Origin of the sequence: Bacillus sp. 5mfcol3.1, from assembly GCF_900114335.1 — a bacterium.
Lineage (GTDB): Bacteria > Bacillota > Bacilli > Bacillales > Bacillaceae_G > Bacillus_A > Bacillus_A thuringiensis_S.
Genome location: NZ_FOST01000003.1, coordinates 480048 through 499340, shown reverse-complemented (window position 1 = coordinate 499340; position 19293 = coordinate 480048). Strand labels below are relative to the sequence as shown.

Here is a 19293-nt window from a genome sequence, read left to right as displayed (position 1 = left end):
AGAACTATGGCTTCACCTGAAAATGTTATTTTAGTTCATGAAATTTCAAAGCTGAAAACAAAAGAAGAATTATGGAATCCATATGAATGGTATCGTTTGATGAGGGATAATCACCCAGTTCATTATGATGAAGAGCAGGATGTATGGAATGTTTTTTTATATGATGATGTAAATCGTGTTTTATCAGATTATCGCTTATTTTCAAGTAGAAGGGAGCGCAGACAATTCTCAATCCCTCCTTTAGAAACTAGAATAAATATAAACTCTACAGATCCACCAGAACATCGCAATGTACGTTCCATTGTTTCTAAGGCATTTACTCCAAGAAGTTTAGAACAGTGGAAACCTCGAATACAGGCTATCGCAGATGAACTTGTACAACATATCGAAAAATGTAGTGAAGTTAATATCGTTGAACAGTTTGCTGCACCTTTACCTGTTACCGTTATTTCTGATTTATTAGGAGTCCCAACAACAGATCGTAAAAAAATTAAAGAATGGTCTGATATTTTATTTATGCCGTATAGTAAAGAAAAGTTTAATGATCTGGATGCTGAGAAAGGGATAGCATTAAATGAATTCAAAGCATACCTTCTACCGATTGTTCAGGAAAAGAGATATCATTTAACCGATGATATCATTTCTGATTTAATTCGAGCTGAATATGAAGGCGAAAGATTAACCGATGAAGAAATTGTAACCTTTTCATTAGGTTTACTAGCAGCTGGGAATGAAACCACTACAAATTTAATTATTAATAGCTTTTATTGCTTTTTAGTAGATTCACCTGGAATTTATGAAGAGTTAAGAAAAGAACCTAACTTAATTTCAAAAGCGATTGAGGAAGTATTACGCTATCGCTTTCCTGTTACATTAGCCCGGAGGATTACAGGGGATACAAATATATTTGGTTCTTTAATGAAAAAGGATCAGATGATTGTTGCGTGGGTTAGTGCAGCGAATTTAGACGAGAAAAAATTTTCACAAGCCTCTCAATTTAATGTACATCGAACAGGAAATGAAAAGCATTTAACCTTTGGGAAAGGTCCTCACTTTTGCTTAGGAGCACCACTTGCACGTTTAGAGGCTGAGATTGCATTAACTACCTTTATAAATGCTTTTGAAAAAATAGAGCTATCTCCATCTTTCTGTTTAGAAAAATGTATATTGGAAAATGAACAAACATTAAAATACTTACCTATTCGATTGAAAGCTAAATAAAAATCTTAACAAGGTGCATACATTTGCATCTTGTTTTTTGTTTCTCAATTGTGAGTTTTCGGTAATCACCTTAATATGGAATTGTATAAAACGTAGAGGAGGATTCTTATGTTGACTTGTAATGGAAGTAAATCATTTCAAAAGTTTATTAAAGGTGTTACAGATCTTATGGAAAACGGTTTATTTGAAGAAGAAATAGTGTGTGGCATTGAAAAGTTACTAGAAGAACTTTTAGAAAAGAAAACATGGCTTCCGTTAGATAAACAGAAGGCCAATTTGACTCAATATGCACGACATTTATTGTATGAAGATCCGCTCAAACGTTTTGAAGTACTGGCTCTCGTATGGAGAGATGGACAATCTACACCTTTACATGATCATGACGGCACATGGGGCGTAGAAGGCGTTTTTTCAGGAAGGATTATGGTGCAGAACTTTATACAAACGAAACAACTTGGAAATTCACTTGTTTATTTAACACATACAGGAAATCTTTATTTGGGAGAAGGAGAAACAGATAAAGTAATTCCACCAGCGGATTGTCATATTCTTGAAATTAGCAAAAATGAAAGCGTTATTACGATTCATGTCTATGGAAAACGGTTAGAAAAGTTTAAAGTATATATCCCAACTGAAGAAAAAAATGTGTACATGTGTGAGACAAAATACATTAGTTATAATTCATAGTTTAAAATCCAAAGCTTTTTTAAAAAGAAAAGCTTTGGATTTTATTTTTAATTATTTCTTGACCTGAAACGCTTTTCATAAATTATAAATAAGAAGTACCTCACGAGGATTGTATGAAAACGATACCTAATAATTAATTAGAACTCGTGTATTTATAGAAAGTGGTGAAGAAATAATGAAATTAATCGCAATTGATTTAGATGGAACTCTTCTTTCGGGGAATAAAATGATAAGTAAAGAAAATGCAGAAGCAATTCGAACATGTCAAGAAGCTGGCCATGTTGTAGCAATTTGTACAGGACGTTCTATTGTTGACATTGAGCGATTATTGTTAGAAGTTGATTTAGAGTGTCCAATCATTGCGGAAAATGGTGCTCTTATATATAAAGATAAAAAAATGATGAAGAGATATCCAATTCAAAATATGCAGGCACTTGAAATTGTAGAATATCTTGAAGAGAATGGTTTATATTATCAGCTTTATACTGATAAAGGTGTGTACGTACCAGATTATGGAGTAGAGAGTGTACGTAATGAAATTGAGTATGTGAAGAATTCAAAAGAAAATTTCGACTTGAAAGAGTTAGAAACAATCGCAGCATTATATCTTGAGCATACAGCGTTTCATAGTGCGGAAAGTTGTAAACCAATTGTAGAAACAGATATACATGTGCATAAACTATTACCATTTTCTTATGAAATTGAGAAATTAAAAAAACTCAAAGAAACATTTCTTCATAATACAGATTTAGCAATTACATCTTCATATTGGCACAATTTAGAGATTAATCATCGAGATGCTCAAAAAGGGAATGGATTATATACTTTAGCAGAACATCTTAATATTCCGGTTGAAAACACTGTAGCGATAGGTGATGGGCTAAACGATGTTTCTATGATGGAAAAAGCGAACATATCAATTGCAATGGGGAATGCAGTTGAAGAAATAAAAGCAATGTGTAAATACGAAACGTTATCAAATGAAGAACATGGTGTGGCACATGCTTTATATAAATATGTAATGTAATTAAAAAAAGAAAAAAGAATCCAAATGGATTCTTTTTTCTTTTTATTAGGGGTAAGGTATTCTATGAGATTCATAGAAGCCTTATTACATTTCATTATATAGAATATATTGGAATAAATGTGTATATTTTTCATAAAAATGTGAATATTTTATGAACTTTATACTTATTGCATGTTTATACCGCTATTAGTGACGCGTATGACTCTCAAGTGAAAATTAAGTGAATGTAAGGAGGAATTCAAGTTACCTAGACAATAAATGAGGAATGAACGAAATATATACTAATTAAAGGTGTATTCAGTATATATATTCTTTTCTTGTTTTAATTGAAAAATAAAATTTGTTCGAATAATTATTCTACAGCTATATACCTACACTAGCTTTCTTCGTATAATGGAGAAGTATGAATTTTAGATTTGTATTAATTTTACATATTGAGGTGAACAAAGAATGAATTCGCGGCTAATGGAACTTATTGATGTGAGTACAATAGAAACCATGGCAGAACAATTTTATAAATTAACTAACATATCACATCAACTTCTTGATGCTGAAAAAGAGTGTGTTTTTTCATTCGGAATGAATGAGATAAAAAAGAGTAAACTTCCAAAGATTGAAATCCCCATTTTCTTATACAATCAACATTTAGGATCTTTTGTTGTATGGTCCAAAAAAAGTGAAATTTTCAGTTGTCAAAAATACTTTGAAATGCTCTCAAGTTTAATTTTAGATGGTGCAATAAAGGTATTTCAAAGTAAAAATACAACGTTGCTTTCTCGGAAAGAGGAGGAACTACATACGATTTTACAAAATATGCCTGTTATGGTCGATGCGCTTGATTATAATGGAGATTTTGTTTTGTGGAACCGAGAATGTGAAATCGTAACAGGTTATACCGCTGAAGAAATAATTGGAAATCCAAATGCACTGCAATTATTGTATCCTGATCATAATTATCGCCAGCAAATACAAAAGAAATTTTTAACTTGTGGAAAAAATTTCAGAGATTGGGAAATGCACTTAACATGTAAAAATGGTGAAATCAAAACAATAATGTGGTCGAATATATCAGAACAGTTTCCTGTAACAGGATATAGTTATTGGGCTGTTGGTGTAGATATTACGCATTTAAAAGCGATAGAAGAGCAGTTAAAACAACAAACATCTGAACTTGAATTAATTTTTAAAGCTTTACCAGATTTATGTTTCTTAACAGAAGATGATGGCACGATTATTGATTACAAGGCAGGATCTCCTACGAAGTTTTACGTACCCGCAGAAGCTTTTATGGGAAAAAAGTTTTACGAAGTATTACCACCTTCAGTAGCGCAGCAGTTTCAGGAAGCCATTAATCAAGTGAAGGAAAAAGGAACGAATGTAATTGTAGAATATCCACTCACACTTAATGGAAGTATTGATTTCTTTGAAGCTAGGTGTTTATCATTATTACGTGATAAAATTATGATTATTATACGCGACATTACAGAGCGAAAAAAGACAGAAGAATTGTTAAACAAATCAGATACGCTTGCAGCAATTGGTCAATTAGCAGCTGGCGTGGCTCATGAAGTAAGAAATCCTTTAACTGTAATTAAAGGTTTTATACAGTTATTCCAAATTAATAAAGAAGATCAAGAAAGATATTTTGATCTTATGCTTTCTGAAATTGAAAGGATAGAAGCAATCCTACAAGAATTTCTATCAATCGCTAAAACAGATGAGATAAATACAGAAAAGAAAAATATTTATCAAATTTTTAAAAATGTCGTATCGTTAATGAATACAAAAGCAATTATGACAAATATTCAAGTTGAACTATTTACGGATGACAAAGATATAATTATTGAATGCTCAGAAAATCAATTGAAACAAGTATTTATTAATATTTTGCAAAATTCAATCGAAGCTATGCCAAATGGTGGGGAAATTTCAATTCACATAAAAGAAATAAATGATGATGGTGTCATTATTCATGTAATAGATGAAGGAATAGGAATACCTGAAGAAAGAATTAAGAGATTAGGTGAACCTTTTTATAGTACGAAAGAAAAAGGGACTGGTATTGGATTAATGTTAAGTTATAAAATTATTGAAAGTCATCAAGGGACAATTAGTATCATGAGTGAGGTTGGTGTCGGGACAACAGTAACTATTTACTTACCGAAAGTACTAAGTAAACAATCTCTTTCTAATTGTGACGACAAATGTATACCAATACGCACTAGTAGTAATTCTTAAATCAATTAATACCCAATAACAAAGCGATTAGTGAAAACTAAGCTTTTTGTTATTGGGTATTTTTTATATTTAATTTAGTAAACTTTACCTTTTCTTTACCTTTGTTTTAATTTCTATTAAGTTTTAAACATTATATTAATATTTGTACAAAGCAATGTATAGAAATTGTACATTACTTTTAATATAGAAATGTGATTATTATTTGAAATATTGTAAGGAGGAGATTATGACAAAGTGAAAAAGCAAGAGAAGAAAAGTGGTAGAGTAGTACCTCTCCGGTTAAATATTTTATTCCTTTGTGTATTTTTATTATTTTCTGGCATTATTATTCAGTTAGGGAAAGTGCAAATTTTTGATGGAGAAACATATAAAAATGAAGTAGAGAAGAGAGAAAATGCAACCGTGGGCCTTTCTGTACCACGTGGGAAAATATTTGATCGTGAAGGAAATCCAGTAGTTGATAATAAGTCTTTACGTACGATTACATATACAAAGGTGAAAGGTGTAAAACAAGAAGAAATATTAAAATCAGCAAGACAACTTGCAGATATTATTGAAATGCCACAAGAAGATATAGATAAGTTAACTGAGACTGATAAGAAAGACTTTTGGATGCAATTAAATCCAGAACTTGCTCAAGACTTAGTATCAAAAAAAGAAATAGATAAGTTCCGAGATAAGGATATTACCGGAAAAGAGCTAGACAAAAAAATAGAAGATTTAAAAAGGAAACGCGTTACAGATAAAAATCTTCAAGAACTAACGGCTAAAGATATAGAAGTGTTAGCTATTAAAAGTAAAATGACCTCAGGTTTTCAAATGGCACCTCAAATTATTAAAAAGGACGTTAGTGAACAGGAATATGCGGTGATTAGTGAAAATTTAGCGAACCTTCCAGGAGTAGACGCATCAGTTGATTGGGAGAGAATCTATGTAAATGATGGATTATTCCGTTCTGTCCTTGGTAACGTTTCAAATGCTGATGAAGGATTGCCACGTGAACGATTAGATTATTATTTAGTGCGTGATTATAGCCGAAATGATAGGGTCGGCAAAAGTTATATCGAACAGCAATACGAAGATGTACTTCATGGTACAAAAAAAGAAGTAAGAAGCATTGCTGATAAACAAGGAAATACTATTAGAACGGAAACGGTTTCGGAAGGAAAAAGCGGTAAAAATTTAACTTTAACAATAGATATGGAATTGCAAAAAAAAGTAGAGGAGAGCATAGAAAAAATATTAAAACAATATAAAGGATCAGAATCAATGTTAGACCGTGCTTTCGTAGTGATGATGAATCCTAAAAATGGCCAAGTATTATCAATGGCTGGGAAAAGGCTTGTAGAAAAAGATGGGAAAATGGAAGTAGAAGATTATGCTTTAGGCACGCTGACAAGTTCATATGAGCTTGGATCAACGGTTAAAGGTGCGACAGTGTTAACAGGGTTTGAAACAAATGCAATAACTCCTGGGACACATTTTTATGATGCACCTATGAAGTTTAAAGGAACTAAGGAAAAGAAGTCTTGGAAAAATTTTGGTGATATAGACGATCTAAGAGCGTTACAAGTTTCTTCAAACGTTTATATGTTTAATATAGCATTAAAAATTGCTGGAGTGGATTATGTAAAAAATAGTTCGCTAGATATTAAACAAGAATATTTTGATAAAATGAGGTATTATTTCAGGCAATTTGGACTAGGCGTACAAACTGGTATTGATTTACCAAATGAAACTGCAGGCCAAATTGGAAGAAAAGATAATCAGCCTGGTTTCTTATTAGATTATTCTATTGGACAATATGATACGTATACACCACTTCAGCTTGCACAATATATTTCGACTATCGCAAATGGAGGGTATCGAATGAAACCACAAATTGTTCAAGAGATTAGAGAACAAACCGTTCAAAAAGATGAGGTTGGTAAAGTAGTACAATCAATAGAACCCGTTGTTTTAAATAGAATCGATATGAAACAAGAATATATTAATCAAGTAAAAGAAGGATTTAGAAAAGTATTTCAAGACGGAGATGGAACGGGAGTAAGAGCGTTCCAAAAAGCACCATATAAACCAGCTGGTAAAACAGGAACCGCACAAACTGTATATGGTGGAGAAAATGAAATTGGGCGAAATGAGAAAGGCGACCGTAGAGAATGTTATAACTTAACATTAGCTGGATATGCGCCATATGATGATCCAGAAGTAGCGTTTTCTGTTGTAGTACCGTGGGTTGAAAATGATAAATCGGGCATTAACTCCGATATTGGAAAAGAAGTTTTAGATGCTTATTTTGATTTGAAAAATAAGCGATTAACTGGTGAAGCGCAAAAAACAGATAACTCTAAAGAGAATTAAAATGGACGAAACGTCTCTAGCATTCATGTGAACTAGAGGCGTTTTTATCTGGGAATAGATTAGAAATGAGGTATATATGAAGCTGTTTATTCTAAAATATTGGAGGAACATATGTAGCTACATCTTAATTATAATAGGGGTTATTTTTATTAATAAGTCATTTTTATTTTGTATGGTAGAAGGAATTTCGATGCAACCTACTTTAAATGAAAAAGATTATATACTTGTTAATAAGGTAAACGTCTGTTTATCGTCTTTTCAGCATGGGGATGTTGTCATCATAAAAAAAGAAGACGAGCCTACTTACTATGTGAAACGAATTATTGGATTATCGGGGGATAATATACAATTAAAAGAGGATGAGGTATATATTAACGGTAAAAAGCGTGATGAGTCGTATATACATTTAGATATGTTACAAGTATCCAATCGTTTTTCAAATTTTAGAGAAATAAAAGTTCCTACGCATAAATTATTTGTGTTAGGTGATAATCGTAATCATAGTAAAGATAGTAGGAATACACTTGGACTTATTGATGAGTCAAATATAATAGGTAAGGTAGAAATGGTATTTTATCCATTTGATCATATAAAATGGATAAAATAATTCTATTAACGATTCACATTTTATAAAATAAATCATATATTGATAGCATAGGACAAGCAGAAAAGCTTGTTCTAACCTCACAGAACACTCCTTATCACGGTTAGGCATCTACATAGGTAGATGCTTTTTTTATGTTGATGACTGAAAATTATTTATCAACATAATGTAACAAGCATATTAGGACTATTAGGGGAAGATTACTTGTACAAATAACAGTATGCTTAATTAAAACAATGAAATGTAAGGAGTGAGAAATAAGTGCTAAATATTTTAGTAGTTAATTTTCCAGCAGAGGGGCATGTAAACCCTACATTAAATTTAGTAAAAGCCTTTACTGAACGAGGGGATAATGTACATTATATTACAACGGCAAACTTTAAGGATAGAATTGAAGATTTAGGAGCTACTGTACATACTCATCCGGATCTATTAAAAGAGATTTCTATTGATGCTGAAACCTCATCTGGGTTAAATGCTTTCTTTCATGTGCATGTTCAAACTTCTTTATATATATTAGAAATTACGAAACAATTATGTGAAAGTATAAATTTTGATTTCGTAATTTATGATATATTTGGCGCAGGAGAGTTAGTAAAGGAGTATTTACAAGTTCCAGGTGTAGTGTCCTCACCTATATTTTTAATTCCGCCAGAATTTTTGAAGACATTACCTTTTCATCCAAATGCAGATATGCCATTCCAACCAGAGGAAATCTCTGAAAAATTACTAAATCAGATGGAACATAAATTTGGAGTAAAACCAAAGAATAATCTTCAATTTATGAATAATAAGGGTGATGTTTGTCTCGTATACACAAGTTGTTATTTCCAACCTAATAGCGAATCGTTCGGGGAAAATAACATTTTTATTGGACCGAGTATTTCAAAGCGTAAAACAAATATAAAGTTTCCACTGGAATCACTTAAAGAAAAGAAAGTTATTTATATTTCAATGGGAACACTGCTTGAAGGACTCGAACCATTCTTTAATACTTGTATTGATACTTTTTCAGATTTTGATGGGATAGTTGTAATGGCAATTGGTGATAGAAATGATATTTCTAAAATTAAGAAAGCACCAGATAATTTTATAATTGCTCCATACGTACCTCAATCAGAAATATTAAATGAAGCAGATGTTTTTATTACACATGGCGGTATGAATAGCGTACACGATGCCATTCATTATAATGTCCCATTTGTAATAATACCGCATGATAAAGACCAGCCTATGATAGCGCAAAGACTAACTGAGCTTGAAGCGGCACATAGACTATTGAAAGAACATGTTAATGTGCACACTTTAAAAGAGGCCGTAACAGATGTTCTTTCAAATGAAAAGTATAAACATGGTATAAGAAAACTTAATGATAGCTTTTTAGAATGTGGTGGTTCAAAAGAAGCAATTGCAGTTATTGAATCTCTTTTAAATAAAGTAAAACTTTAATCGGTAGGGATTTTACTACCCATAAATAGCGGGATAAATAGTCGTAACTGTATACAAGCATAGAGGTTCTCACCTTTATGCTTGTATATTCTTATCCAGCAAATTGCACAGCAGTATTTGCATGTAAAAAAGCAGTATCAAAAACGGGAACAGTGAGATCATTTTGGGAGATGAGTAAAGGTATTTCAGTGCAGCCTAATAATATACCTTCAGCACCATTTTGAATTAATGATTTTGTAATTTGTAATAACTCTTCTTTAGATGTTTCTGAAATGATCCCTCTACTTAATTCATCTAATATGACATGGTGGATAAAAGTTCTTTCCTCGTCATTGGGGATAATTGTCTCAATGTTATATTTCGCTAATCGTGATTTATAGAAATCTTGCTCCATCGTTTGTTTTGTTCCTAATAGTCCGATACGTTTTATATTCTGTTCTACCATTTCTTTAGCACTTACATCACCAATGTGAAGAAGCGGGATAGATATTGCTTGTTCTACTTCCTCGGCAAATAGATGTACGGTATTTGAACACATTAATAAACATTCAGCCCCAGATTTTTCAACTTTCTTTGCAACTGTAACTAGTTCATTTTTCACTTCTTCATATTGATGGTTTTGTAATAAAGTAGTTACTTCACCAAAATCCATACTATATAAAACTAACTTTGCATTTTGATCGTATTGAGAGAGTGTAAGTGTATTAATATGTTTATAGTATAATGATGTAGATTCCCAACTTAATCCTCCAATCAAACCAATAACTTTCATAATGCATTCCTCCCGAAACGATTTTGAATTTATTATTTCATAATTCCGATAAGAATACAATGATTTAAATGATCTATTTAACAAAAAATAAAAATAGTAAGAAAAGTGTTGAAATTTACATTCTTTAGTGCCATAATACGAATTACAAATTAATACTTATCCAGAGAGGTGGAGGGAACGGCCCTAAGAAACCTCAGCAACCCCTATGTAATTTTATAGGAAGGTGCTAATTCCGCAGAGGACACGTTGTGTTTTTTGAAAGATAAGAGGATTCTTGAACGTGAAAGAAAATGACCTCTTATATAAGAGGTCATTTTTTGTTGTATAGAAAGGGAGTGTAGATGCATAATTCATTTTTAAATTAAATATAGAGTAATAAAAGTTGACTAATATGAGAGGGGAATTGTAATGAACAAATTATCAACAAAGTTAGTAGTAGCAATCGGTATTGGAGCAGCATTATACGGGATATTAGGACTTTGGGGATTTTCTATTGCACCGAATACATTTATTAAACCAGCATTAGCTATATTAACTGTTTTTGGAGCATTATTTGGTCCAGTGGCAGGACTGTTAATCGGACTTATCGGTCATACCGTAACAGATACGATTGCTGGATGGGGGATTTGGTGGGGCTGGGTTACTAGTTCAGGGATTATTGGTTTTTCGATGGGTCTTATTCAAAAAAGAGTTGGTTTTAGTGTGAAAAACGGGTCGTTTAACAAGGGGCATATTTCTTATTTAGCAATTACTGGGCTAGTTGGTATTGTCATTGCTATTATATTTGCTGGGGCATTCGATATTATTGTGATGGGAGAACCATTTGACAAAATTGTTATCCAAGTATTAGGAGCAACAATTTCCGATGTTATCGTTTTCTTAGTAGTTGGATTGCCACTTACAATTGGCTTGGCAAAATCTAATAAGAAACATACACATTTAAAAATTGAAAAGTAGGGATGTTAACATGAAACCAATTATTTCGTTTGAACAATTCACCTTTCAATATGGGCATGCTGCGCAGCCTACTTTAAGTGATATTACCTTTCATATATACCCTGGGGAAAAAGTACTAATTGCTGGACGAAGTGGTTCAGGAAAGTCGACATTAGCTCATTGTATAAATGGGCTAATCCCATTTTCTTACGAAGGGACTAGTACAGGTAACGTTTTAATTGCCGGTAAAGACCCGAGGGAAGGAAGTATTTTTGAACAAAGTAAGCAGGTAGGAACAATTTTGCAAGATCAAGATGCTCAATTTATTGGTCTGACAGTAGAAGAAGATGTAGCTTTTTATTTAGAAAATGAATGTGTAAAGCAAGATGACATGAAAAAGATTGTTTCGGACTCATTAAGAAAGGTGAAGATGCATACGTTTCATAAACAAAGTCCACATGAATTATCAGGAGGTCAAAAGCAAACAGTTTCTCTAGCGGGTTTATTAACAACAAATGCGGATATATTATTGTTCGATGAACCGTTAGCTAATTTAGATCCACTAAGTGCCTTACATACGATAAAACTTATGAAAGATATACATGAACAATATAATAAAACGATTGTTATTATTGAACATAGAATAGAAGAAATTTTAAACCTGGATTTAGACAAAGTTATATTAATTGATGAAGGTAAAGTCATTGCGATAGGAACACCAAAAGAAATCTTAGCGTCAAATATATTACCACGTATCGGCTTAAGAGAGCCTATTTACATCGAAGCATTAAAGAGATTACATTTTGATAGTAATAATGACGTAATATATCCAATGGAAAACCTTCAAAAAGAAAAGGTAAGCAACGTTATAAAAGAGTGGATGGAGAAACAAGTCATATTAAAAGGGAATACCAAAAACAAGGAATTACTTAAAGTGGAGAATTTATCATTTTCATACTCTAATAAACAAAAAGTATTAGAAAATGTAAACCTTTCAATATATGAAGGAGAAATTGTGGCACTGTTAGGGCATAATGGAGCAGGGAAATCAACATTAGCTCATAGTCTTATAGGCATAAATAAAATGAAAAATGGGAAAATCTTGTTAAAAGGTGAAGATATTAGTTCTTGGTCTATTCGTAAACGTGGGGAAATCATATCTTACGTGATGCAAAATCCAAATCATATGATTACACAGCCTACTGTTTTTGAAGAAGTTTCATTTACATTAACATTACATAATTTTTCTAAGGAAGAAATTAAGAATAGAGTAGAAGGAACTTTAAAAATTTGTGGTTTATATCCATTTCGTAATTGGCCAATTCAAGCACTAAGCTATGGGCAAAAAAAGAGATTAACAATCGCATCTGTATTAACAACAAATCCTAAACTTATCATATTAGATGAACCAACAGCGGGACAAGATTATTATCACTATAAACAATTTATGTCTTTTATTAAAAACCTAGCTAAAAAGGGAATTTCATTTGTTTTTATCACTCACGATATGAATCTCGCGCTAGAATATACAGACCGTGCAGTAGTTCTACATGAAGGGAAAATTATTGCGGATAATACAGTGTTTGATGTATTAGGCGATCAAGAAACGTTACAAAGAGCCAACTTAAGAGAGAGTTCTTTAACCAAGCTTGTTAAATTTAGTGGGATTGCATGTCCAGAAAAATTTATGGAGCTTTATTTAGATAGTAATAGGAGGGAGGAAGGTGCATAGTACATATTTTCATCGTATGGATGGGGTAGTGAAATTGTTTTTATTTATTTTTTGTATGACGCTTACTTTTTTATTTTTTGATTTTCGGGTGTTGCTAATATTATTTATTATTGGGTGTATCGGGCTCAGCATTGCTAAAATTCCATTTCGTAAAATTTTAATTGTTTTTAGTGTCATATTTACATTTAGTTTATTAAACTCTGTCATGATTTTATTGATTACACCAACTCATGGATCTGAATTAACTGAATCATATACCGCGTTTTTACATGTTGGATATGTAACGATTACATATGAAACATTATTTTATGCAGCTACACTTTCATTAAAGTATTTTACGTTGTTACCATTTACACTTCTTTTTATTTACACGACAGATCCAAGTGAATTTGTAAGTAACTTAAGTAAACTTGGTATTCATTATAAGATTACTTATGCAATAAATATTGCACTACGTTATATTCCTGACATCCAGTCTGAGTATAAAATTATTAAACACGCGCAAGAAGCGAGAGGAGTGGCTTTTGAAAAAGGAGAAGCAAGTTTATGGGTTCGTATGAAGAACCGTGTTTTAATTTTCTGGCCACTAATCATGCATTCTCTAGAAAGAATAGATACGGTTTCAAATGCAATGGATTTAAGAGGATTTGGAAAGAAGGATAAACGTACATGGTTTTATACAAGTAAGGCGAAACGTGAAGATTTCATCGCTTTATTTGCCGGTATTTTCATATTTATTGTTGCGGTATATTTAAAATTAAACGTATTTCAAAACTTTTGGTATCCATTTTAAAGCACTCTTTAAACGAGTGCTTTTACTTATTTTTATGTAGACATGCTCAAAAAAGGGATATACACATAATGTATAATACGAACCAGTTAAAATGATCAACTACCTATTAGTTTTCAAACCAAAAGGAGGAGAAAATATGAGTTACGGTGGTTCTTGTGGTTTTGGTGGAGGTTTCGCTTTATTAGTTGTGTTATTCATTCTATTAATAATTGTAGGATGCAGCTGCTGGGGCGGAGGATACTAATTTTTAATTAGTCTTCACAAATGTAAACTAAAAAAACATTGAAGATACTTATGTATCGAAACAAATAAAAAAGGAGCAACTATGCTCCTTTTTTATTTGTTTAAATGCGTATTCTTACTATATTTCGGGAACGTAATCGTTAAAGTTGTTCCTTTACTAATGATACTTCGGATTTTTAAACTTCCATGCATCGTCTCAATAATCTTAACAGCAACCATCGTACCTAAACCAGTTCCTTTTGTTTTTGTACTAAAATACGGTTCACCGAATCGATGTATTTGCTCCTGTGACATTCCAACTCCGCTATCTTCAATTCGTATTTCAACTTTACTATTATTGATAGATGAGGAAATATTTAAGGTACCACCATTAGGCATTGCTTCAATACTGTTTTTTATTAAGTTTAAAAAACATTGTTGAAAGTGCTGTTTATTACCAACAATGGTTGCCTCAGAAAAATCCTGTGTAATATGTATCGTATTCATATTACACAATGGCAATATCATATTAATAACTCGATTTAACTCTTGCTTTACTGAAATTTGATCTAATTTTTCTGGAGCAGGTTTGGCAAACGTTAAGTAATCATCGATAATTTCTTGGGCACGATTTAACTCTTCAAGTATATGTTTAATATATTCGTCTCTTGATTCAGGAGTTAAATTTGGTGTTTTTAAAAGCTGTGTAAATCCTTTTACAACCGTTAAAGGATTCCTTACTTCGTGCGATATACTTGCAGCGAGTTGGCTAACAATCTCCATTTTTTCCATTTTAATTAATTTTGAGCGCATTAATACAGCATCTTTTATAACTTCATTTATATAAACAATAAATAACATTAAAGTAGTCGGTAATACCATGAAATAAATAATATACAAATTATTCACTTCAAAATCTGATAAAGTTAATACAATTACAGTTGTAAATATTGCTAGGAAAAAGGTTAAAAACATGGAAAAAGCTACTTTAAGCTTTCTATTATATGTATTAAATTTTGAAGATGCGAGTGCTGTAACGATGAACATTATTCCGTAAACAACGACTGTCAGCATATTAAAGCCATAAAATATAAATCTTGTAATTAATAAAATTGTAAACAATATGATACCGACAGGGAATCCACCATAAAGCGTACCTATTATGACCGGAATTTGTCTTAAATCATGAATACAACTTTCATCCATATAGATAGGGTATCGCATACATAAAATAAGCGGGATACTAGAACAAAGGGTAATCAGTAATATTTTGTATTTTTTCAAATAATGCCTGCTATCATATATGAAATAAAAAACAAATATACTACATAAAATGTATAGAAGATTATTTAATACGTTTTGATTAATATAAACAAAGTCCATAATATTTGCCTCGTTATTCTGAATTTACTTAACATATGTATTATACATGATAACATATGTTAAAGTGAATAAACCTTGTTAATACAAGATTTGTTTGGCTTTTTGTTATAAAATACAAACAGTTTGCAAACGTTAACTATCCAATGATACTTTTACCAAAATTTTTTACTCCTTCTTCCTGTATGTTCGATAAAACATGAGAATAAATACTAAGAGTTAATGAAATGTCAGTATGACCTAATCTCTCACTGATAATTTTAGGGTTAACTCCTTGTTTCAATAGTATAGTTGCGTGTGTATGTCTTAAATTATGAGTTTTAATTTTTTTCACTGCTGCATTTTTTATTTCTTTATAAAAATTTCCCTGAAAGCATTTCTGTATAAACCCCCAACCGATTTATTACAATTAATTAAATCTAAATCTTGATAAGCAGAAACCATTCGTAATTAGAAACGTTTGGATGAGATTCTAAATAAATATAAAAATACTAAAGGAGAGTAAGCTATGAAAAAACAGGTGTTGCAAGAAAAGTGGACGAGCTAGGTCGTGTAGTAATTCCAGTAAGGGTTTATTTGGGAAGTGGCTTTAAAACTGATGTTGTCGAGTACATGCGGTAGTAAAAGGGAGATGGATATTTGAAAAAAGTAGAAATTGATGTTGGTAGCAACAAACTTTTAATAGTGAAGGGCGGAAATGTAACAGTAGTCAATCCACCAATGAGTGGATTTGGTGAGCAAGTCGCGGTTTGGATAAACGGTAAAGTTGATCGTGTAGATGTGAAGTGAAAATCGTAATAAAAAAGAGCCATGAGTGGAAAGGCTCATAGCTCTTTGTATAAGGGTAATGATTTTATAGGTAAATATTATCATGTAATTCCAAAAAAATCAATTTCAGTAAATTGATTGGTATTTGATTTGGATTTTATAGAAAGAGAGCAGCTAACAACAGCTAGCGGCTCGGCAGGTTCTGTAAGACAAAACAGAAAAGAATATTAACAGAATATAGAGGTTTATCCTGGTTGTTTGAACGTAGTTAAAGAAAGAATATCACATACTATCAATGTTAATAAAAACTATCTGTGGCTTTCATTTCTTTATTTTATTCACAAATAGTTCCAGTAGCTATTCCGGTTGGAGCGACACCTACTGGGATATTAGTGATAACAGTATTCGTAGCAATATCAATAACGGAAACAGTATTACTAGCTTGATTTGTAACATATGCTCGAGTGCCATCAGGTATGATAGTTACTTGATCAGGGGATAAACCAACAGAAATTGTATCAATCACAGTATTTGTCGCCACATTTATTACAGATACATTATTGCTAACTTTATTTACAACGTAAATAAGATTTCCACCCGGTGTAATATCTATACCAACAGGTTCGGTACCTACGTTAATTGTATTAATAACTGCATTGGTAGCGGTGTTAATAACAGAAACAGTATTGCTGTTTTGATTTGTGACATAAGCACGAGTACCATCTAGTGTGAAGACGATTATTCTAGGACGAATACCGACAGGAATGGTAGCGATAACTGCATTGGTAGCAGTATTAATAACAGAAATTGTGTTGCTTAATTCGTTTGCAACATATGCAAAGGTCCCATTTGGTGAAACAGTGATTCCTTGTGGAGCGAGGCCAACAGGAATGGTAGTGATAACTGCATTGGTAGCTGCATTAATAACAGAAACAGTATTATTACCATGATTTCCAACATAAACAGTTGTGTTATCTGGAGAAACAGCTACACCGATTGGATCAGTTCCAACGGGAATGGTAGCGATAACAGTATTCGTAGCAGTATCAATAACGGAAACGGTATCAGAAAAAATATTAGTAACATAGGCACGAGCTCCATTTGGTGAAACCGTTACTTCAAGTGGTGCATTACCTACAGTAATTGTATCAACTACTATATTTGTTCCGGTGTTAATTACAGATACTGTATCATTTGTAGGGTCATCTATGAGTCCTGCATTTGTAGCATATACTAGGAAATTACATGCAGGTCCGGTTGGCCCAGTAGGTCCGGTCGGTCCAGTAGGTCCCGGTGGACAATCACAATCTCCGGTAGGTCCCGGTGGTCCTTCCGGCCCTTGGATTCCTTGCACACCTTGAGGTCCAGTGGCTCCTGGTGGTCCTTCCGGCCCTTGAATTCCTGGCACACCCTGAAGTCCAGTGGCTCCTTCCGGTCCTTCCGGCCCTTGAATTCCTTGTACACCCTGAGGTCCAGTGGGCCCTTCCGGTCCTTCCGGTCCTTGAATCCCTTGGATACCCTGAGGCCCAGTAGGTCCCGGTGGTCCAGGAATTCCCATTCCGGTCCCTGAACCAGTAGGCCCAGGTGGTCCTGGTGGTCCTTGAATCCCTTGTACACCTTGAGGTCCTTCAGGTCCTTCAGGTCCTTCAGGCCCCTGAATTCCTTCTACACCTTGAGGTCCTTGAGGCCCTTCAGGCCCTTCCGGTCCCTGAATCCCTTGCACACCTTGAGGTCCTTCAGGTCCTTCAGGCCCCTGAATTCCTTGCACACCTTGAGAACCCTGAGCGCCTCTAGGTCCAGGAAATCCTCTAGGTCCAGTGGCTCCAGTCGGCCCCGGTGTTCCGATGTTACTTAATAGCGAACTATTTAAGATTCCTTGTAAAATTAAGTTGAATGTTTGCTGTAATAAGGGGTCCGATATATTTGAACAACTTATAAGTGAAGACAAGCTTTGGAATAGAAATTGGAATAATGCTGAGATTTGAGTGAGAGATGCGGTAGGTAAAGAATTAATTAATTGATTTATAGTTCTTATAACTAAATTTCTATTTGGTGTATTTGGTTGTACTGCTATTAATAAATCATTTAATGCCTGTAATGCTGATTGGAGTATTTGTATAGTTGTTGGATTTGGTGTTGTGAAAAAAGAAAGGGTGGCTTGATTTAATTGATTTATTATTTGCAATAATTCTTGTTGTTGAGCATTCGAGAAAAAAACAGGTGTACAGCAATTAATTTGATCACAAGGGGATATAGAAACAAAGCAGGGTTGCTGAAATTTATCACACGAATTTGATTTTCGATTATATCTCATAAATACCTCCTTTAAAAAATTAAATGTTAAGTAATTTTTGGTAAATTATTAGCAACTGAATTTGTAGGTATATGTTTAATTGAAATGTTTTTTCCTTCAAAGTATATGCCAATAAAATTGAGGTGTTCATATGGGGGGATAGCCAATACTTGGTTGCTAGTAGGAAATTGTAATCATAGGAAAGGAAATGAAGGTTACAAAGTTTATAGAAAAACGATTGTATTTTAAAAAAGCGTTATTGTAATAAAAGTTGAAGTTTATTAAAAAGAAGGAATGAAGGAAGATGTAAAAGATTTTAAAAGATCCATAAAAAAAGAATTCAGTGAAACTCTGAATTCTTCTACACGTATTTTTATTTGTTAATCCATTTAGAAATAATAGGATAATGAAAGTCTTTTTCTTGTAGCACATATAAAATTCCTTTTATAGGTCCAAAAATTAACAAGAGAAACAGTATTAGATATAAAGAAGCTACCCCGAAAATAATCAAAGCGTTATTTGAAGCCAAGTCTAAATTAGACCAAAATAGCATTAAGATTCTTATTATGAAAAGATTCCAAATCACTGTAATTATCCAAATGAATAGTTGAAAAAAAACAGCTTCAAGAATATTTTTCCGAATGTTTTGTGATTTACATACAAAATAGAAAACCAAAGGTATATAAAAAATTGTGACACTAAAGAAAATAAGAATAAAAAAAGATAATAATGTAAGAAAATGCATAATTAATTTTATGTTCTTTTCTTGAGTTAGGATCATTAAGGTCCTCCTATATTTATGAGATTTGT

The 19293-nt window shown here is 32.6% G+C and carries 16 protein-coding genes, 1 pseudogene and 1 riboswitch; of the genes and pseudogenes, 12 read left to right on the top strand and 5 right to left on the bottom strand.

Features of this window, described 5'->3' with window-relative positions; all coding sequences use genetic code 11:
- The first annotated feature begins 6 nt into the window (after positions 1 to 6).
- From BM089_RS20805 to BM089_RS20770, 7 genes are all read left to right on the top strand, one after another.
- The gene (locus tag BM089_RS20805; RefSeq protein WP_065228912.1) at positions 7 to 1221 is read left to right on the top strand and encodes a cytochrome P450; all 1215 of its coding nucleotides are present in this window, start codon (positions 7 to 9) and stop codon (positions 1219 to 1221) included.
- A gap of 108 nt (positions 1222 to 1329) precedes the next feature.
- On the top strand, positions 1330 to 1908 hold the full coding sequence (locus BM089_RS20800) for a cysteine dioxygenase family protein (protein ID WP_090977956.1): 579 nt from the start codon (positions 1330 to 1332) through the stop codon (positions 1906 to 1908).
- A 175-nt stretch (positions 1909 to 2083) separates the two neighbouring features.
- On the top strand, positions 2084 to 2935 hold the full coding sequence (locus BM089_RS20795; protein WP_000766387.1) for a Cof-type HAD-IIB family hydrolase: 852 nt from the start codon (positions 2084 to 2086) through the stop codon (positions 2933 to 2935).
- A 450-nt stretch (positions 2936 to 3385) separates the two neighbouring features.
- Entirely contained in the window at positions 3386 to 5173 is a 1788-nt protein-coding gene (locus tag BM089_RS20785; protein ID WP_139213304.1) for a PAS domain-containing sensor histidine kinase, read from the top strand.
- A gap of 234 nt (positions 5174 to 5407) precedes the next feature.
- Positions 5408 to 7534: a peptidoglycan D,D-transpeptidase FtsI family protein gene (locus BM089_RS20780; RefSeq protein WP_071714913.1), complete on the top strand. Its 2127-nt coding sequence runs from the start codon at positions 5408 to 5410 to the stop codon at positions 7532 to 7534.
- 76 nt (positions 7535 to 7610) lie between these two features.
- Entirely contained in the window at positions 7611 to 8141 is a 531-nt protein-coding gene (gene lepB / locus BM089_RS20775) for a signal peptidase I (RefSeq protein WP_002094036.1), read from the top strand.
- 258 nt (positions 8142 to 8399) lie between these two features.
- Entirely contained in the window at positions 8400 to 9587 is a 1188-nt protein-coding gene (locus tag BM089_RS20770) for a macrolide family glycosyltransferase (protein WP_000932146.1), read from the top strand.
- A gap of 91 nt (positions 9588 to 9678) precedes the next feature.
- Here the strand turns inward: BM089_RS20770 and BM089_RS20765 are convergent, their stop codons facing one another.
- Complete coding sequence (locus tag BM089_RS20765) at positions 9679 to 10359, bottom strand: aspartate/glutamate racemase family protein (RefSeq protein ID WP_053564339.1); 681 nt, start codon at positions 10357 to 10359, stop codon at positions 9679 to 9681.
- 153 nt (positions 10360 to 10512) lie between these two features.
- Positions 10513 to 10628: riboswitch (SAM riboswitch) on the top strand.
- 139 nt (positions 10629 to 10767) lie between these two features.
- Between BM089_RS20765 and BM089_RS20760 the strand changes: the two genes are divergently transcribed.
- The 4 genes from BM089_RS20760 to BM089_RS20745 all read left to right on the top strand — a co-directional run bounded on the left by BM089_RS20760 (position 10768) and on the right by BM089_RS20745 (position 14064).
- Complete coding sequence (locus tag BM089_RS20760) at positions 10768 to 11316, top strand: ECF-type riboflavin transporter substrate-binding protein (protein ID WP_090977954.1); 549 nt, start codon at positions 10768 to 10770, stop codon at positions 11314 to 11316.
- A gap of 10 nt (positions 11317 to 11326) precedes the next feature.
- Complete coding sequence (locus tag BM089_RS20755) at positions 11327 to 13027, top strand: ABC transporter ATP-binding protein (protein ID WP_071714915.1); 1701 nt, start codon at positions 11327 to 11329, stop codon at positions 13025 to 13027.
- The gene (locus BM089_RS20750; protein ID WP_090977952.1) at positions 13020 to 13820 is read left to right on the top strand and encodes an energy-coupling factor transporter transmembrane component T family protein; all 801 of its coding nucleotides are present in this window, start codon (positions 13020 to 13022) and stop codon (positions 13818 to 13820) included. The genes BM089_RS20755 and BM089_RS20750 overlap by 8 nt, the downstream gene beginning before the upstream one ends.
- Positions 13821 to 13956: 136 nt before the next feature.
- Positions 13957 to 14064 (top strand): YjcZ family sporulation protein, encoded by a 108-nt coding sequence (locus BM089_RS20745; protein WP_000120182.1) that lies wholly within the window; start codon positions 13957 to 13959, stop codon positions 14062 to 14064.
- 92 nt (positions 14065 to 14156) lie between these two features.
- Here BM089_RS20745 and BM089_RS20740 read toward each other — a convergent pair whose 3' ends face one another.
- Entirely contained in the window at positions 14157 to 15425 is a 1269-nt protein-coding gene (locus BM089_RS20740; protein ID WP_002094037.1) for a sensor histidine kinase, read from the bottom strand.
- 136 nt (positions 15426 to 15561) lie between these two features.
- Positions 15562 to 15893: pseudogene (locus tag BM089_RS31925) on the bottom strand (tyrosine-type recombinase/integrase); the annotation flags it as partial.
- A gap of 168 nt (positions 15894 to 16061) precedes the next feature.
- On the opposite strand from BM089_RS31925, the gene BM089_RS20730 reads away from it, so the two are divergent.
- Positions 16062 to 16211, top strand: coding sequence for a DUF3954 domain-containing protein (locus BM089_RS20730; RefSeq protein WP_000754941.1), 150 nt, complete (start codon positions 16062 to 16064; stop codon positions 16209 to 16211).
- 313 nt (positions 16212 to 16524) lie between these two features.
- On the opposite strand, the gene BM089_RS20725 is transcribed toward BM089_RS20730, so the two are convergent.
- Positions 16525 to 18504 (bottom strand): YVTN family beta-propeller repeat protein, encoded by a 1980-nt coding sequence (locus tag BM089_RS20725; protein WP_090977950.1) that lies wholly within the window; start codon positions 18502 to 18504, stop codon positions 16525 to 16527.
- A gap of 352 nt (positions 18505 to 18856) precedes the next feature.
- Positions 18857 to 19264 carry a magnetosome magnetite crystal formation protein family gene (locus BM089_RS20720; protein ID WP_065228914.1) on the bottom strand — a complete coding sequence of 136 codons (408 nt, stop codon included), beginning with the start codon at positions 19262 to 19264 and terminating at the stop codon, positions 18857 to 18859.
- Between the last annotated feature and the right edge of the window lie 29 nt (positions 19265 to 19293).

Excerpts from the sequence above, each read along its gene's own strand:
- BM089_RS20800 (WP_090977956.1), top strand. The coding sequence starts at position 1,330 with ATGTTGACTTGTAATGGAAGTAAATCATTTCAAAAGTTTATTAAAGGT.
- BM089_RS20765 (WP_053564339.1), bottom strand. The coding sequence starts at position 10,359 with ATGAAAGTTATTGGTTTGATTGGAGGATTAAGTTGGGAATCTACATCA.
- BM089_RS20760 (WP_090977954.1), top strand. The coding sequence starts at position 10,768 with ATGAACAAATTATCAACAAAGTTAGTAGTAGCAATCGGTATTGGAGCA.
- lepB (WP_002094036.1), top strand. The coding sequence starts at position 7,611 with ATGAAGCTGTTTATTCTAAAATATTGGAGGAACATATGTAGCTACATC.
- BM089_RS20795 (WP_000766387.1), top strand. The coding sequence starts at position 2,084 with ATGAAATTAATCGCAATTGATTTAGATGGAACTCTTCTTTCGGGGAAT.
- BM089_RS20785 (WP_139213304.1), top strand. The coding sequence starts at position 3,386 with ATGAATTCGCGGCTAATGGAACTTATTGATGTGAGTACAATAGAAACC.
- BM089_RS20720 (WP_065228914.1), bottom strand. The coding sequence starts at position 19,264 with ATGATCCTAACTCAAGAAAAGAACATAAAATTAATTATGCATTTTCTT.
- BM089_RS20740 (WP_002094037.1), bottom strand. The coding sequence starts at position 15,425 with ATGGACTTTGTTTATATTAATCAAAACGTATTAAATAATCTTCTATAC.
- BM089_RS20755 (WP_071714915.1), top strand. The coding sequence starts at position 11,327 with ATGAAACCAATTATTTCGTTTGAACAATTCACCTTTCAATATGGGCAT.
- BM089_RS20745 (WP_000120182.1), top strand. The coding sequence starts at position 13,957 with ATGAGTTACGGTGGTTCTTGTGGTTTTGGTGGAGGTTTCGCTTTATTA.
- BM089_RS20725 (WP_090977950.1), bottom strand. The coding sequence starts at position 18,504 with ATGAGATATAATCGAAAATCAAATTCGTGTGATAAATTTCAGCAACCC.
- BM089_RS20805 (WP_065228912.1), top strand. The coding sequence starts at position 7 with ATGGCTTCACCTGAAAATGTTATTTTAGTTCATGAAATTTCAAAGCTG.